Annotated in this window: 14 protein-coding genes; 2 read left to right on the top strand and 12 right to left on the bottom strand. The window is 63.9% G+C overall.

Annotated elements, in window-relative coordinates; translation table 11 throughout:
- Positions 1-137 precede the first annotated feature (137 nt).
- From lysS to KQI12_RS00855, 9 genes are all read right to left on the bottom strand, one after another.
- On the bottom strand, positions 138-2,072 hold the full coding sequence (gene lysS, locus KQI12_RS00895; RefSeq protein WP_216569967.1) for a lysine--tRNA ligase: 1,935 nt from the start codon (positions 2,070-2,072) through the stop codon (positions 138-140).
- Positions 2,073-2,096: 24 nt separating this feature from the next.
- Positions 2,097-2,576 (bottom strand): transcription elongation factor GreA, encoded by a 480-nt coding sequence (greA, locus tag KQI12_RS00890; protein WP_216569965.1) that lies wholly within the window; start codon positions 2,574-2,576, stop codon positions 2,097-2,099.
- 78 nt (positions 2,577-2,654) lie between these two features.
- Positions 2,655-3,392, bottom strand: coding sequence for a hypothetical protein (locus KQI12_RS00885; RefSeq protein ID WP_216569964.1), 738 nt, complete (start codon positions 3,390-3,392; stop codon positions 2,655-2,657).
- Between the two features lie 105 nt (positions 3,393-3,497).
- Complete coding sequence (locus KQI12_RS00880) at positions 3,498-4,676, bottom strand: S41 family peptidase (protein WP_216569962.1); 1,179 nt, start codon at positions 4,674-4,676, stop codon at positions 3,498-3,500.
- A gap of 81 nt (positions 4,677-4,757) precedes the next feature.
- On the bottom strand, positions 4,758-6,041 hold the full coding sequence (locus KQI12_RS00875; protein WP_216569961.1) for a murein hydrolase activator EnvC: 1,284 nt from the start codon (positions 6,039-6,041) through the stop codon (positions 4,758-4,760).
- Positions 6,042-6,057: 16 nt separating this feature from the next.
- The gene (gene ftsX / locus KQI12_RS00870) at positions 6,058-6,930 is read right to left on the bottom strand and encodes a permease-like cell division protein FtsX (RefSeq protein ID WP_253290754.1); all 873 of its coding nucleotides are present in this window, start codon (positions 6,928-6,930) and stop codon (positions 6,058-6,060) included.
- 4 nt (positions 6,931-6,934) lie between these two features.
- Positions 6,935-7,624, bottom strand: coding sequence for a cell division ATP-binding protein FtsE (gene ftsE, locus KQI12_RS00865; RefSeq protein WP_216569956.1), 690 nt, complete (start codon positions 7,622-7,624; stop codon positions 6,935-6,937).
- 169 nt (positions 7,625-7,793) lie between these two features.
- Positions 7,794-8,885: a CdaR family transcriptional regulator gene (locus KQI12_RS00860; RefSeq protein ID WP_216569955.1), complete on the bottom strand. Its 1,092-nt coding sequence runs from the start codon at positions 8,883-8,885 to the stop codon at positions 7,794-7,796.
- A 162-nt stretch (positions 8,886-9,047) separates the two neighbouring features.
- Positions 9,048-9,776 (bottom strand): pseudouridine synthase, encoded by a 729-nt coding sequence (locus tag KQI12_RS00855; protein ID WP_216569953.1) that lies wholly within the window; start codon positions 9,774-9,776, stop codon positions 9,048-9,050.
- A gap of 79 nt (positions 9,777-9,855) precedes the next feature.
- On the opposite strand from KQI12_RS00855, the gene KQI12_RS00850 reads away from it, so the two are divergent.
- Positions 9,856-10,335: a DUF4830 domain-containing protein gene (locus tag KQI12_RS00850; RefSeq protein ID WP_216569951.1), complete on the top strand. Its 480-nt coding sequence runs from the start codon at positions 9,856-9,858 to the stop codon at positions 10,333-10,335.
- A gap of 42 nt (positions 10,336-10,377) precedes the next feature.
- Here the strand turns inward: KQI12_RS00850 and KQI12_RS00845 are convergent, their stop codons facing one another.
- Positions 10,378-10,983, bottom strand: coding sequence for a hypothetical protein (locus KQI12_RS00845; RefSeq protein WP_216569949.1), 606 nt, complete (start codon positions 10,981-10,983; stop codon positions 10,378-10,380).
- On the bottom strand, positions 10,976-11,917 hold the full coding sequence (locus tag KQI12_RS00840; protein WP_216569947.1) for a mechanosensitive ion channel family protein: 942 nt from the start codon (positions 11,915-11,917) through the stop codon (positions 10,976-10,978). The genes KQI12_RS00845 and KQI12_RS00840 overlap by 8 nt, the downstream gene beginning before the upstream one ends.
- 139 nt (positions 11,918-12,056) lie before the next feature.
- Between KQI12_RS00840 and KQI12_RS00835 the strand changes: the two genes are divergently transcribed.
- Positions 12,057-12,551 (top strand): GNAT family N-acetyltransferase, encoded by a 495-nt coding sequence (locus KQI12_RS00835; RefSeq protein ID WP_216569945.1) that lies wholly within the window; start codon positions 12,057-12,059, stop codon positions 12,549-12,551.
- Between the two features lie 117 nt (positions 12,552-12,668).
- On the opposite strand, the gene tuf is transcribed toward KQI12_RS00835, so the two are convergent.
- Positions 12,669-13,868, bottom strand: coding sequence for an elongation factor Tu (gene tuf / locus KQI12_RS00830; protein ID WP_216569943.1), 1,200 nt, complete (start codon positions 13,866-13,868; stop codon positions 12,669-12,671).
- Between the last annotated feature and the right edge of the window lie 3 nt (positions 13,869-13,871).

Raw genomic sequence — 13,871 nt, 5'->3', positions numbered from 1 at the left:
CGATACGGCTATCCATTATAGCGAACCGTCCCGTGTTTTGCAAGCGGTCGCCGGAAATCGGCGGGGCGGGACCGATCTGGACGAACGAACGCCCCACCCTGCGTTTCCACAGAGCGGGGCGTCCGATATCCGGTCTCTTAGTACAGCTTCGCACCAGCGGGGATATGGGGATCCACCATCAGCAGATGGAGGCGCTCCTCACCCTCCTCGCTGTGGACGGCGGAGATCAGCATACCGCAGGAGTCGATGCCCATCATCTTTCTGGGGGGCAGGTTCACGATGGCGATGGCCGTCTTGCCCACCAGCTCTTCCGGCTCATAATATTCATGGATGCCGCTCAAAATCACGCGATCCGTGCGCTCGCCGTCGTCCAGAGTGAACTTCAGCAGCTTCTTGGACTTCTTCACCGCTTCACAGGCCAGGATCTTCACCGCCCGGAAGTCGGACTTGGAGAAGGTCTCGAAGTCCACGAAGTCCTGGAACAGGGGCTCGATCTGCACCTTGGAGAAGTCGATCGTCTCCTCAGGAGCGGACACAGCGGCGGCCGGAGCCTTGGCGTCCTTCTTGGGGGCGTCCAGCGGCCTCATCGTCGGGAACAGGAGCACGTCACGGATAGAGTCCGCGCCGGTCAGGAGCATGACCGCGCGGTCGATGCCCATGCCCATACCGCCGGTGGGGGGCATGCCGTACTCCAGAGCGGTGAGGAAGTCCTCATCCAGCATCTCGGTCTCGTCATCGCCCCGCTCCCGCTGCTCCACCTGCTTCTCGAAGCGATAGCGCTGGTCGATGGGGTCGTTGAGCTCGGAATAGGCGTTGGCCAGCTCACTGTGGCAGATGAACAGCTCGAAGCGCTCGGTGAGCCGGGGGTCGGCGGGAGAGCGCTTGGTCAGGGGACTGACCTCCACCGGGTACATGGTGATGAAGGTGGGCTGGATCAGCTTCTCCTCCACCTTCTGGTCGAAGCAGGCGTACAGGGCGTTGCCCCAGGTCTTCTCCGCCGCGTCGGCCAGCTCCACGCCGGCGCCCTTGGCGGCAGCCACGGCCTCGGCGTCATCGGTGATCGCGCCGAAGTCGATGCCCACATACTCCTTGACGGCGTCCACCATGGTCAGGCGGCGCCAGCCGGGAGTCAGGTCGATCCGCTCGCCCTGCCACTCCACCTCATAGGAGCCGTGGATGGCCTGGGCCGCGCCGGAGAGGATGCCCTCGGCGATGTCCATCATGGTGTGGAAGTCGGCATAGGCCTGATAGAGCTCCACGGTGGTGAACTCAGGGTTGTGCTTGGGGTCCATGCCCTCGTTGCGGAAGATGCGGCCGATCTCATACACCCGGTCCATGCCGCCCACGATCAGCCGCTTCAGGGGCAGCTCAGTGGCGATGCGCATATACATATCGATGTCCAGGGTGTTGTGATGGGTGACGAAGGGCCGGGCGGCGGCGCCGCCAGCGATGGTGTTCAGGACGGGGGTCTCCACCTCGATGTAGCCCATGTCGTCCAGATAGCTGCGCATGAACTTGATGAACTGGGCCCGGATGACGAAGTTGCGCTTCACCTCGGGGTTGACCATCAGGTCCACATAGCGCTGGCGGTAGCGGAGCTCCTTGTCCTGCAGGCCGTGGAACTTCTCCGGCAAAGGCAGGAGGGACTTGCTCAGCAGGATGATGTCGTGGGCCCGAACGCTCATCTCGCCCCGCTGGGTGCGGAACACCTCGCCCACGACGCCCACGATGTCGCCGATGTCGAACTTCTTGAACTTCTTATAGACTGCCTCATCCATCTCGTCCTGACGGGCGTAGAGCTGGATCCGACCGTCCCGGTCCTGGAGGTCGCAGAAGCTGACCTTGCCCATGCCGCGCTTGGACATGAGACGGCCTGCCACCTTCACAGGCTTGCCCTCCATGGCGTCGAAATGATCTTTGATCTGCTGAGAGGTCGCGTCCCAGTCGAAGCGGGTCTGCTGGAAGGGGTCCTCCCCCGCGTCCTGGAGCTCCTTCAGCTTGTCCCGACGGATCTGGAGGAGGCTGGACAGAGAGGGCTCCTCCTGCTGGGGCTTCTTCTTTTCTTCACTCATCGTGGTGCTTCCGCCTTTCTCTCGTTACGCCTTCTCTACGCTGAGGATCTTGTAGTACAGGGTGCCGGCAGGGGCCTCCACCTCCACCTCGTCGCCCACGGTCTTGCCCAGCAGGGCGCGACCGAAGGGGGAGTCCTCAGAGATCAGACCGTTCATGGGGTCGGCCTCCTGAGAGCCCACGACCTCATACTCCACTTCCTCGTCGAACTCCTTGTCCAGGACCTTGATGCGGCTGCCCAGACGGACCATGGAGGTGTCGTCGCTGTGCTCCTCCTCGATGACGGTGCAGTTGGCCAGGATGTTCTCCACCTCGGCGATCCGGGAGTAGAGCTTGCCCTGCTCGTTCTTGGCCTCGTCATATTCGCTGTTCTCGGACAGGTCGCCGAAGGAGCGGGCCTCCTTGATTTGATCGGCCACTTCCTTCTCGCGGACCGTCTTGAGATAATTGAGCTCCTCTTTCAGCTGCTCGAAGCGCTCAGGGCTCAGCTTGAACTCTTTTGCCATTGCTGTGCACACCTTTCCTTTTTTGCCGGAAACATGAGAAATGAGCCTGAACGGCTCATGATATTCCAGACTATCGTATCATGTCCCTACATTATATGTACTTTTTCCTGTGCTGTCAAGCTGTATCCTCAGCTCCTCCGGCGCCAGGCGCCCCTCCTCCCAGAGCAGGGCCGTCAAGGGGAGCGGAGCCAGCTTCTCCGGCGGATCGAAGGGTGGCTGGAGGGACAGCCCGCCCAGTGCCGGGACCGGTCCGCAGAGGACCAGATCCCGCTCCTCCGGCGGGTCCGGCGGCGGGGCATACCAGAGCCGCAGGCAGGCCCGCCGGTCCTCCTCCAGCACGGGCAGTCCATACCGGTCCTCCAACCAGACCGCCAGCTCCCGGCCCCGCTCTCCCGCTCGGAGGATCAGCCCCCGTACCTCCGGACAGAGCGTCTGGGCCGCCTCGAAGAGCCGCGCGTCCACCCCATCCCCGCAGAGGGCGACCACCGCCTCTCCGGGCGGGATATGCCGGGCCGCCAGCCAGGCCCGGGCCAGCTCCGCACCCATGGCCTGACACAGCGGACCGGGGTCCACCCGCCGGAGCCCCGCTTCCTCCAACACCGGCCAGCCGGAGAACGCTTCCGCCGTCAATACCCGGCGGCACCCCGCCTCCCGCAGGAGATGTCCGGCCCGGCGGATCCGCCGCTCCAGCCGCTTCGGGGATGGTCTGGCCGGCACCGGCACGGAGGCCCGATACAGCCGGAGGCCCCGGATCTGGACCTCCTCCAGTCGGGGCCTCCAGCCTCCGGACGGCTCCAACACGACTATCCCCACCATGTCCCTCACCTCGGGACAGGATATGCGGGACAGGTCTGTCCCATGCGTCCGGCGATGTTTTTCGCACCTATCTGTATATCGAGCTTTATTTTATACGATACGATATCAGCTTTGCAACAGCTCCAGTGCCGCCTGGAGCTGGGCATCCTCCTCTTTGGGCAGGACCCCGGCCTTCTGCTTGGCGGCGTCCTCGTCCGTGAGGGCCACCTCCCGGTCCAGCGTCAGGCCGGTGCCGATCAGGCTGACGCCCTCTCCGGTGAAGTACTCCGCCGTGGACAGGCCGACCGCGCCCCCATTGGTCAGGGGGAACAGGATCTGAGAATAGCCCTTCCCGGTGGTGGGCACGCCGACGACCGCGGCCCCCACCTTCTCCTGGAGCTCCGCCGCGAAGATCTCGGCGGCGGAGTAGGTATCGGCGTTCACCAGCACCGCCATGGGCAGATCCACACCGTCCGCGTCAGACTCATAGGTCTTGACCCGTCCCACATTGCTCCTAGTCTGGAAGATGGTCCCCTCGGGCAGGAGATCGTCCAGCATGGGGATCAGCTCATCCAGATAGCCGCCGCCGTTGTTCCGCATATCGAACACCAGCGCCCTGGCCCCCTGGCTCTGGAGGTCCTCCACCGCCGCCTTCACGGCCTCCTCGCTCCCCCGGAAGAAATTGCTCAGGGCCACATAGCCCACTCGACCGTCCAGCATCTCATAGGACACCGGATCCGTGTGGATGCTCTTCCGCTCCACCGTCACCTCCCGGAGGGCGCCGTCTGTGCCCTTGACCGTGAGGCGCACGGTGGTGCCCTCCGCCCCGGCGATCCGGTCGGTGGCATCATAGCGGGCGTCTCCCGCCAGAGACACGCCGTCCGCCTCGGTGATGATCTCGTCCGCCTGGAGGCCCGCCGCCTCCGCCGGCCCGCCCGGGGTGACGGACCGGATCCGCAGGCCCTCCCCGCTGGTATAGTCCACCGTGACGCCGATGCCCACATAGGCGTTCTCCCGGCGGGTCTGCTCCGCCTGATAGCGCTCCGGATCCAGATAGTAAGACCAGCGGTCCCCCACTCCGTCGATCAGCCCGGAGAGGGCGCTGTCCGCCACGGCGGCGGAGTCGTCGTCCCCCACATACTGGGTCCGGACCAGGAAGAGGCCCTCCAGCACCGCCGTGCCGTCCTTCCCGAACACGAGCCACACGGCGGCGGCCAGCAGGGCCAGCGTCGCCAGCACGGCGCACACTGCCGTCAGTACCAAGGCCCGCGCCCGGAAGCGCCGCCCGTCCTTCGTTTTGTCCATATCGGTCCCTCCCTGGAGATGCGCAGAGGGGAGCACGTTCCCGCGCTCCCCTCTCAGTCTCGTTCCGAATGTATGTGTCTCTTACGAATTATATGCCCGGACGAACGAATTGTACAGTCCGGGGAAGCATTTCTCCGGGTTCGTCCGGGTGTAGTTCACCCGGACCTCCAGATGCAGGTGGTTGCCGGTGGAGGAGCCTGTGGAGCCCACATAGCCGATCACGGCGCCCTTCTTCACGATCTGGCCCTCGGACACCGCCCGGCTACTCATGTGGGCATACAGGGTGGAGTTGCCATTGCCGTGGTCGATGACCACATAGTTGCCATAGGAGCTGTGCCGGGCCGAGGTGACCACCTGCCCGCCCTTGGCCGCGTAGACCGGCGTACCGGCGGGCGCGGGGATGTCGATGCCGGTATGGCTGTGGGCCTTGTGGGTGATCGGGTGGATCCGGTAGCCGAAGGCGGAGGTCAGACGATAGTAGCCGGGCAGAGGCCACATATAGTCGCCGCCGGTGTCCAGCACGATGTTCTGCTTCTTCCGCTCCTCCTCCAGCTTCTTCTGCTTGGCGATGATATCCGCCTGGATCTGGGCCGCGGCCTTGCTCTCCGCGTCCAGCTGGCGGTTGACCTCTGCCGTGTCGGCGTTGATCTTGTCTAGGAGGGCCTGGGCCTCGGACAGCTTGGCCTGCTGTTCTTTCTTCTTGGCCTCCTGCTCCTCCTTCTTGGCCTGCTGTTCCGCCCGGGAGGTCTCCAGGTCGGCCTTGATGGCCTCGATCTGCTTCCGGGTGGCCACCAGCTGGTCCATGACCGCCTGGTCGTAGTCCATGATCTCATCCACCATGGTGATCCGGTCCAGCAGGTCGGTGAAGCTCTCCGCCTGGAAGATGATGGACCAGTAGGAGACGGTACCGTCCTCCTCCATGGCCCGGACCCGCTGGCAGAAGAGGTCGTACTGGGCCTCTTCCTTGGCCACGGCCTCCACCCGCTCGGCCTCCTTCTGCTGGATCTGGCCGTCATAGTAGGTGATCTGGCCCTGGATGCTGTCGATCTCACTGCTGATGGCCTCCAGCTGCTGCTGGATGAGGGTCCGCTTCTGGATGGCGTCGGCCTGGTCATCCTTCAGGCCGCTGAGCTGGTCCTTCAGCTGGGCCTGACGGTCCTTGGAGGCCTGCTGGGCCTTCTTGAGCTTGTCGATATCCGCCTGCGTCACGGCGCTGGCGGTGCCGCTGGCGATCATGGATACCATGGGCAGGATCATGAGCAGGGCCATGACCACGGCCAGCACGGCGGTGAGGATCCGGCGGCCGTCCCAGCGCTCCCCCTTGGGCGGCTGCTTCCGCAGCTTCTTCTGTGTCTTGTTTCCCATTCAGACGCTCCTTGCCTTAGACCTGGAGGAACTTGCGGATGGCCATGAGGCTGCCACCCACGCCGATCACGAAGCCGGTGCCCAGGAACACGCCCAGCACCTGCGTGGCCATCTGCTCGAAGGGCAGCATGGTGATCAGCTGCATGGTGTCCGAGGTGTTGATGGCCCGGCCGATCAGCACGTAGACGCCCCACTGGATGAAGTAGGCCGCCAGAGAGCCCGTCAGACCCAGGATCATGCCCTCGAACACGAAGGGCCAGCGGACGAAGCCGTTGGTGGCGCCGCACATCTTCATGATGGCGATCTCCTCCCGGCGGTTGAAGGTGGCCAGCTTGATCGTGTTGGTGATGATGAACAGGGACACCAGCAGGAGGATGCCCACCAGGATCAGGGCCACGGCGCTGGCGATGTTGCGCACCACGGTGAAGCCCTCCGCCACCTCGAAGGCGGCGCTGGTCTTGACCACGCCGTCCACCGCCTCCACCTGGGCCACGGTCTGCTTGAGCTGGTCCAAGTTCTCCACATGGATCCGGTAGCGGTCCCGCAGGACGGTGTCCGGCAGGCTGTCGAAGAGCTCCGTCTCCTCCTGCTTGGCGGCGAACTCCTCCATGGCCTCCGCCCGGCTCATGAATTGGACCGTGGACACGTTGGGGATGGCCTCGATCTGGCTTTGGAGGGCCCTGGCCTGTTCGTCGCTCCAGCTCTCGTCGATGTAGGCCAAAAATTCGTTCTGCTTCTCGAAGTCCCCCAGCATCTCGTCCAGGTTCACGGCCACCAGGGAGAAGGAGCCCATGATCAGCAGACAGCACACGATCATGCACACCGCCGCGAAGGACATGAGCCCGTGGGTGAAGATGCTCCGGAAGCCCTCCAAGAAGAAATATCCCAAATTATTAAAACGTCTCATTATCGTAATACCCGCCTACGCCGTCACTGATGATCCGGCCGTTCTCGATGGCGACCACCCGCTTGGCGAAGCGGTCCACCAGCTCCTTCTCATGGGTGACCACCAGCACGGTGGTGCCCAGCTCGTTGATCTTCTCCAGGAGCATCATGATCTCCATGGACCGCTGGGGGTCCAGATTGCCCGTGGGCTCGTCGGCGATGATGACGCTGGGGTTGTTCACCAGCGCCCGGGCGATGGCCACGCGCTGCTGTTCGCCGCCGGAGAGCTCGTCCGGCCGGCGCTCGGCCTTGGTGGACAGCCCCACCAGCTCCAGCACATAGGCGATCCGGGTGCGGATCTCCTTGGGAGAGGCCCCCACCGCCCGCATGGCGAACACCAGGTTCTCATAGATGCTCTTCTTCTCGATGAGCCGGAAGTCCTGGAAGATGACGCCCATGGTCCGGCGCATATAGGGCACCTGCCGGGGACGGATGGTGTTCAGGTTGTAGCCGTTGACCATCAGCCGCCCCTCGGTGGGGGCCGCCTCGGCGGTGATGAGCTTGATGATCGTGGACTTGCCGGAACCGGAGGGCCCCACCAAAAAGACGAACTCGCCGTCGTCGATCCGCATGGAGATGCCCTTCAGGGCCTTGGTCCCGTTGTCGTATGACTTATAGATGTCGATGAAACGGATCATAACTACCTCTTTTTCGCGCGTCTTGATGTGGCCCGCGAGCATCCGGGCCCAGCGTATCGAGCGGTGCCGGTCCACACACATGGGACGTCCCCGGAACGGAAACATGCAGAATACAGTTTCCGCGTCCTGTATCCTGCATGTCCATCGTCCATATTCAGGGAGATATCTGTCAATTGTCGATGCCGCGGGAGACCAGGTACTTCTTGACCATCAGGGCCACCTTGAAGGTGATGGCGTCGTCGAACTCCCGCAGATCCAGACCGGTGAGCTTCTTGATCTTCTCCAGACGGTACACCAGCGTGTTCCGGTGGACGAAGAGCTTCCGGGCGGTCTCGGACACGTTCAGGTTGTTCTCGAAGAACTTGTTGATGGTGAACAGGGTCTCCTGATCCAGCGCGTCGATGGGATTCTTCTTGAAGACCTCCTGGAGGAACATCTCGCACAGGGTGGTGGGCAGCTGATAGATCAGGCGCCCGATGCCCAGGTTCTCATAGTTGATGATGGACTTTTCGGTATCGAACACCTTGCCCACGTCGATGGCCACCTGAGCCTCCTTATAGGCCCGGGCCAAGTCCCGGATGTGGCTGACGATGGTGCCGATGCCGATGACCACCTTGATGTTCAGCTCCTCCGTGATGGCCTCCTCGATCTGCTTGGCGATCTTGTAGAGCTCCTTGCTCTCGGTCCCGTCGGGGAGCTGCTTGATGAGGGCCACGTCGGTCTCGCTGATGGAGAGGACGAAGTCGGTCTGCTTATCGGGGAAGAGGGCCTGCACCACGTCGATGGCGGCCACGTCGCTGCTCTCCACCTGACGGATCAGGAACACGGCGCGGGGGAGCTCAGACACGAAGTGGAGCTCCTTGGCCCGGACATAGATGTCCCCCAGCAGGATGTTGTCAGAGATGATGTTCTTGATGAAGGTGGCCTTGTCATGCTTCTCCTCATAGTAGGTCTTGGCGCCGTTCAGGGCCACCACGGCCATGGAGCAGAGCATCCGGGCCTCGGCGTCGTCGCCGCGGACGAACACCGCGTAATCGAACTGAGAGCCCCAGCCGCTGAGGGTCTTGAAGGTCCGGCCCTCGAAGGTGACGATGTTGCCCTCGCCGCTGTTGACGGCCTCGACCACGCCGGACCAGCGCTCACCGATGCAGGTGAGCTCATTGCAGGCGACCACCGTGCCCTCAGAATCGATCACGCCGATGGGCCGGTCGGTGCTGTCCTTCATCTGGAGAACCACACTTTGAAAAATCCTGCTAGACATGTACAAATGCCCCCCTAAACTCTGTTTGCGTTGGGAACCCTTCTCAAATCCACACGCACGCTTGTCTGATCATTCGATACGGTCTCTATTATAACGACTTTTTTTTCTCTTTTCAATAGGTCAGAGAAAGTTTTTTGTGGAAAATGCCGAAACGTCCGGTCTTCATCCGGGGCGGCGCAGGCTCCGGCAGGCCTCCAGCGCCGCCCGCTCCTCCCCGGTCAGTGGCCTCCAGGCCCCCTTCTCCAGTGTGGGATCCAGGGTCAGCGGGCCCATGGTCAGCCGCTTCAGATAGACCACCGGCTTGCCCCGGGCGGCCAGCATCCGCTTGATCTGGTGGTATTTCCCCTCCCGGAGGGTGACGATGCCCTCGTCCGGGGCCTCCAGCCGCTCCAGTCCCGCCGGGAGACACTCCAGTCCGTCCCCCAGAGTCATGCCGGAGGCGAAGGCGGCGCAGTCCGCCTCGTCCAGCGCCCCGTCCACCCGGACGAAGTAGGTCTTGTCCACGTGCTTCTTCGGGGAGAGCAGGTCATGGGCCAGGGCCCCGTCGTTGGTGAGCAGGAGCAGGCCCTCCGTGTCCCGGTCCAGCCGTCCCGCCGGGAAGAGGCCCACCCGCCGCAGATGGGGAGGCAGGAGCTCCAGCACCGTCTTTTGTCTGGGGTCCTCCGTGGCGGACACCAGACCGGCGGGCTTGTGGAGCATCAGATAGACGAAGCGCGCTCCGGAGATCGTCTCCCCGTCCACCCGGAGGTCCAGCCCCTCCCGGTCATACTTCTCCTCCGGCGAACGGGCCGCGGCCCCGTTGACCCGCACCCGTCCGGCCTTCACCAGCTCCTTGACCTCCCGCCGGGACCAGCGTCCCGTTCCGGTGAGGATCTTGTCCAGCCGTTCCATATCTCGGTCCTCCTCGTTCCTCTGTCTGGCATAGTACGCCCCTCCCCCGCATAAGCTCCGGCAGAAAGGGGCGCTGTATGTGTTCATCTGGACGGCCCGGCTCCGCCGGGCACCTCTCCTGGCCCTCCTGACCGCGGCGGCGGTCTGCGGCGGGGCCTTCTTCGCCGCCGCGCGGCGCTCTCCCGCGGACCCGGCCGCTGCCGCGCTGGACGCCGGCGGCATCCACACGAACGAGGACCGGATCGCCTACCTGGCCTCCTACGGCTGGCAGGTCTCCCCGGAGCCCGTGGCCGTGGAGGAGCTCCGCGTCCCGGAGGCGTTCGACGAGACCTATGCCCAGTATGTGGAGCTCCAGGCGGAGCAGGGCTTCGATCTGGCCGCCCTCCGCGGGAAGAAGATCCGGCGGTACACCTATGCCGTCACCAACTACCCCACCGGGGAGACAGACGTCCAGGCCGACCTGCTCCTCTACCGGGACACCGTGGTGGGCGGCGACATCCTGGCCACCGATCTGGGGGGATTCCTCCATGGCCTGGCCATGCCGGGACCGTCCTCATAGCACGACTGCCGCCCGGGGAAGCCCCGCGCGGCAGTGTTCCATTCACCGGACGGCCAGTGTCTTCCCGCTCTGGCGGAGGAAGCGGATGTACACCCCTCCGGCGCCGATCATGATCATATCGGCCAGAGTCACGGCGAACTGATAACGGCCCGCCGCCATGGGCACGAAGCTGAGCACCTGAGCCGCCATGCCGGCCAGAGCACTGATGGCACAAAGGGCATAGACCTGGACGCTCTGTCCACACAGGCCCTCGGCCCCCCGCTCCCGCAGGAGGCCGCACACGCCCTCACAGGTCCGGGCCACGGTCAGGAAGCCCAGCACCTGGGTGGTACAGCCCAGCGCCGCGATGAACAGGGGCAGCAGGGCCAGGTCGATCGTCACGGACAGCACCGACGCGGCGATCGACCCGCCGAACACCACCAGCACATCGGCCGCGGCCAGCCGGAAGGCGCTCCGGAAGGCGCCGCCCAGCCCCCGCAGAGTGGAGGCGCCGGTCAGGCCCACACACATGCGGGCCACGCCCAGGGCTCCGGTGAGCATCATGCTGACAGAGGGCAGGAGCCCGGCGGCGGCCGCCGCGATCTGGAGGGTCTGAGCCGTGATCAGGAGCTGGAGCCCGGCTATGATCCGCCGCTGACGGTCATCCATCCTGCTTCCCGCCTCCGATCATGTGGACGTTCAGGTGGGGATAGGTCATCTCGATGCCCCTCTGGTCGAAGGCGTCCCGGACCTGCTCCAGCAGGTCGAAGCGCAGATCCCAGTAGTCCGCGGTCCTGCACCAGACCCGCACGGTGTACTCGACCGCGCTGTCCTGGAAGTCGCTGAGCCGGACGAAGGGGGCGGGGTCCCGGAGGGCCTTGGGATGGGCGGCGATCACGTCCTGGATCGCGCCCACCACCTCTTCCGTGGAGTCGTCATAGGAGGCGCTGAAGGTCAGGTCCACCCGGCGGCGCTCCTCCATGTTGTAGTTGATGATCTTGGCGGCGGCGATCTCGCTGTTGGGCACGAAGATCACCTTGTTGTCCAGCGTCTCCAGCCTCGTGTGGGACATACTGATCTCCCGGACAGTGCCGGAGACACTGTTGGTCTCGATGTAGTCCCCCACCTTGAAGGGCTTGGAGACCAGCACCTGGATGCCGCCCGCCAGATTGGACAGGCTCCCCTGCACCGCCAGGGAGACGGCCAAGCCGGCTACGCTCAGGACGGCCACCAGTGAGGTCACGTCGATGCCCAGGGCGCTGGCCACGATCAGCACGAAGAGGAACCAGAGGACGATGTTGATGCTGGTCCGCAGGAAGCTGTGGAGGCTCTTCTCGACGGTGCCCCGCTGGAGGAGCTTCTCTACACAGCGCTGGACCACCTTGATGATCAGGATACAGCAGAGGATCAGCACGGCGATGGAGATCAGCCGGGCCGGGGTCAGGCCGGTCAGGTCCTTGAGCACATCGCTCAGGCCGGTGGACTGAGCCACCTCCTGGAAGGCATCGCTGACGGTCGAGCCGGTACTGTCGGCCACGTCGCTGATGATCTCATCCACCGCCTTGGCGGTGGGGCTCGGGCTGGGAATGGAAGCCGCAGGCATTGGCGTCTCCTCCTCTCAAAAAAGTCGGTCTCCATAGTGTACCATGAAGCGCCGAAAAGCGCAAGCATCCGACCGTTTGCGTCCGCAGGGACGGGATGCTATAATAAGACATCATCTCACAGAAAGCGTGATCGGACCTATGGAACACATCATCATCCGCGGCTATACGGAGCAGGACCTGCCCGCCATGACCACGATCTGGGATCAGGTGGTGGAGGACGGCATCGCCTTCCCCCAGGAGGACCTGCTGGACCTGACCACTGCCGCACCCTTCTTCGCCGCCCAGACCTGGTGCGGCGTGGCCGAGGACACGGAGCGGCATCAGATCCTGGGCCTTTATATCCTCCATCCCAACAACGTGGGACGGTGCGGCCACATCGCCAACACCAGCTACGCCGTCTCCCGGGAGAGCCGGGGCCTCCACATCGGCGAGAAGCTGGTCCTGGACTCTCTGGTCCAGGCCAGGGCGCACGGCTTCCGGGTGCTCCAGTTCAACGCGGTGGTGGCCAGCAACATCCACGCCCGGCACCTGTACGAGCGGATCGGCTTCCGCCAGCTGGGCGTCATCCCCGGCGGCTTCCGGATGAAGGACGGCCATTATGAGGACATCTGTCCCTACTATATCGAACTCTGATTTTACCCGGAAATGCCCGGACCGCGAGATACGGTCCGGGCATTTTCTAGTATCCGGGTGCGAAAAGGCCCCCTGCCTTGCGGCAGGGGGCCTCGATAACTCCAAGCAGGCTTGAAATTACTCGTCGATCTCGATGACGACGCCGGAACCAACGGTACGGCCGCCCTCGCGGATAGCGAAGCGCAGGCCCTTCTCGATGGCGATGGGGGTGATCAGCTCGACCTTCATGTCGACGTTATCGCCGGGCATGCACATCTCGGTGCCCTCGGGCAGGGTGATGACGCCGGTCACGTCGGTGGTACGGAAGTAGAACTGAGGACGATAGTTGTTGAAGAAGGGGGTGTGACGGCCGCCCTCGTCCTTGGACAGGACGTAGACCTGACCAACGAACTTGGTGTGGGGATGGATGGAGCCGGGCTTGCACAGGACCTGGCCACGCTCCACGTCGGCCTTGGAGATGCCGCGCAGCAGGGTGCCGATGTTGTCGCCAGCCTCAGCGTAGTCCAGCAGCTTGCGGAACATCTCGATGCCGGTGACGGTGGTCTTCTTCTTCTCGTCGGACAGGCCAACGATCTCGACTTCCTCACCCATCTTCACGACGCCGCGCTCCACACGACCGGTGGCGACGGTGCCGCGGCCGGTGATGGTGAACACGTCCTCGACGGGCATCAGGAAGGGCAGGTCATCGTTACGGGCAGGAGTGGGGATATAGTCGTCGACGGCATCCATCAGCTCCTTGATGCAGGCGAAGTCGGGATCGTCCACGCCGCCCTCGCAGGTCAGAGCGTTCAGAGCGGAGCCCTTGATCACGGGGATCTCGTCGCCGGGGAACTCATAGGTGCTCAGCATCTCACGGACTTCCATCTCGACCAGCTCCAGCAGCTCCTCGTCGTCGACCTGATCGCACTTGTTCAGGAAGACAACGATGGCGGGCACGCCGACCTGACGGGCCAGCAGGATGTGCTCGCGGGTCTGAGCCATGGGGCCGTCGGTGGCGGCGATGACCAGGATAGCGCCGTCCATCTGAGCAGCGCCGGTGATCATGTTCTTGATATAGTCGGCGTGGCCCGGGCAGTCGACGTGAGCGTAGTGACGCTTGTCGGTCTCGTACTCGACGTGGGCGGTGTTGATGGTGATGCCGCGCTCGCGCTCCTCAGGAGCCTTATCGATGGCGGAGTAGTCCTCATACTGGGCCTGGCCCTTCAGAGCCAGGTACTTGGTGATAGCGGCGGTCAGGGTAGTCTTGCCGTGGTCAACGTGGCCGATGGTGCCGATGTTGACATGGGGCTTAGTGCGCTCAAACTTCTGCTTAGCCATGTT

This window comes from Pseudoflavonifractor sp. MSJ-37, assembly GCF_018917965.1.
Classification (GTDB): Bacteria; Bacillota; Clostridia; order Oscillospirales; family Oscillospiraceae; genus Pseudoflavonifractor_A.
This window is presented reverse-complemented; position numbering and strand designations above follow the sequence as displayed.

Bases quoted from the DNA above. Each gene is read 5' to 3' on its own strand.
- lysS (WP_216569967.1), bottom strand. From the start codon at position 2,072: ATGAGTGAAGAAAAGAAGAAGCCCCAGCAGGAGGAGCCCTCTCTGTCC.
- greA (WP_216569965.1), bottom strand. From the start codon at position 2,576: ATGGCAAAAGAGTTCAAGCTGAGCCCTGAGCGCTTCGAGCAGCTGAAA.
- KQI12_RS00885 (WP_216569964.1), bottom strand. From the start codon at position 3,392: ATGGTGGGGATAGTCGTGTTGGAGCCGTCCGGAGGCTGGAGGCCCCGA.
- KQI12_RS00880 (WP_216569962.1), bottom strand. From the start codon at position 4,676: ATGGACAAAACGAAGGACGGGCGGCGCTTCCGGGCGCGGGCCTTGGTA.
- KQI12_RS00875 (WP_216569961.1), bottom strand. From the start codon at position 6,041: ATGGGAAACAAGACACAGAAGAAGCTGCGGAAGCAGCCGCCCAAGGGG.
- ftsE (WP_216569956.1), bottom strand. From the start codon at position 7,624: ATGATCCGTTTCATCGACATCTATAAGTCATACGACAACGGGACCAAG.
- KQI12_RS00860 (WP_216569955.1), bottom strand. From the start codon at position 8,885: ATGTCTAGCAGGATTTTTCAAAGTGTGGTTCTCCAGATGAAGGACAGC.
- KQI12_RS00855 (WP_216569953.1), bottom strand. From the start codon at position 9,776: ATGGAACGGCTGGACAAGATCCTCACCGGAACGGGACGCTGGTCCCGG.
- KQI12_RS00845 (WP_216569949.1), bottom strand. From the start codon at position 10,983: ATGGATGACCGTCAGCGGCGGATCATAGCCGGGCTCCAGCTCCTGATC.
- KQI12_RS00840 (WP_216569947.1), bottom strand. From the start codon at position 11,917: ATGCCTGCGGCTTCCATTCCCAGCCCGAGCCCCACCGCCAAGGCGGTG.
- KQI12_RS00835 (WP_216569945.1), top strand. From the start codon at position 12,057: ATGGAACACATCATCATCCGCGGCTATACGGAGCAGGACCTGCCCGCC.
- tuf (WP_216569943.1), bottom strand. From the start codon at position 13,868: ATGGCTAAGCAGAAGTTTGAGCGCACTAAGCCCCATGTCAACATCGGC.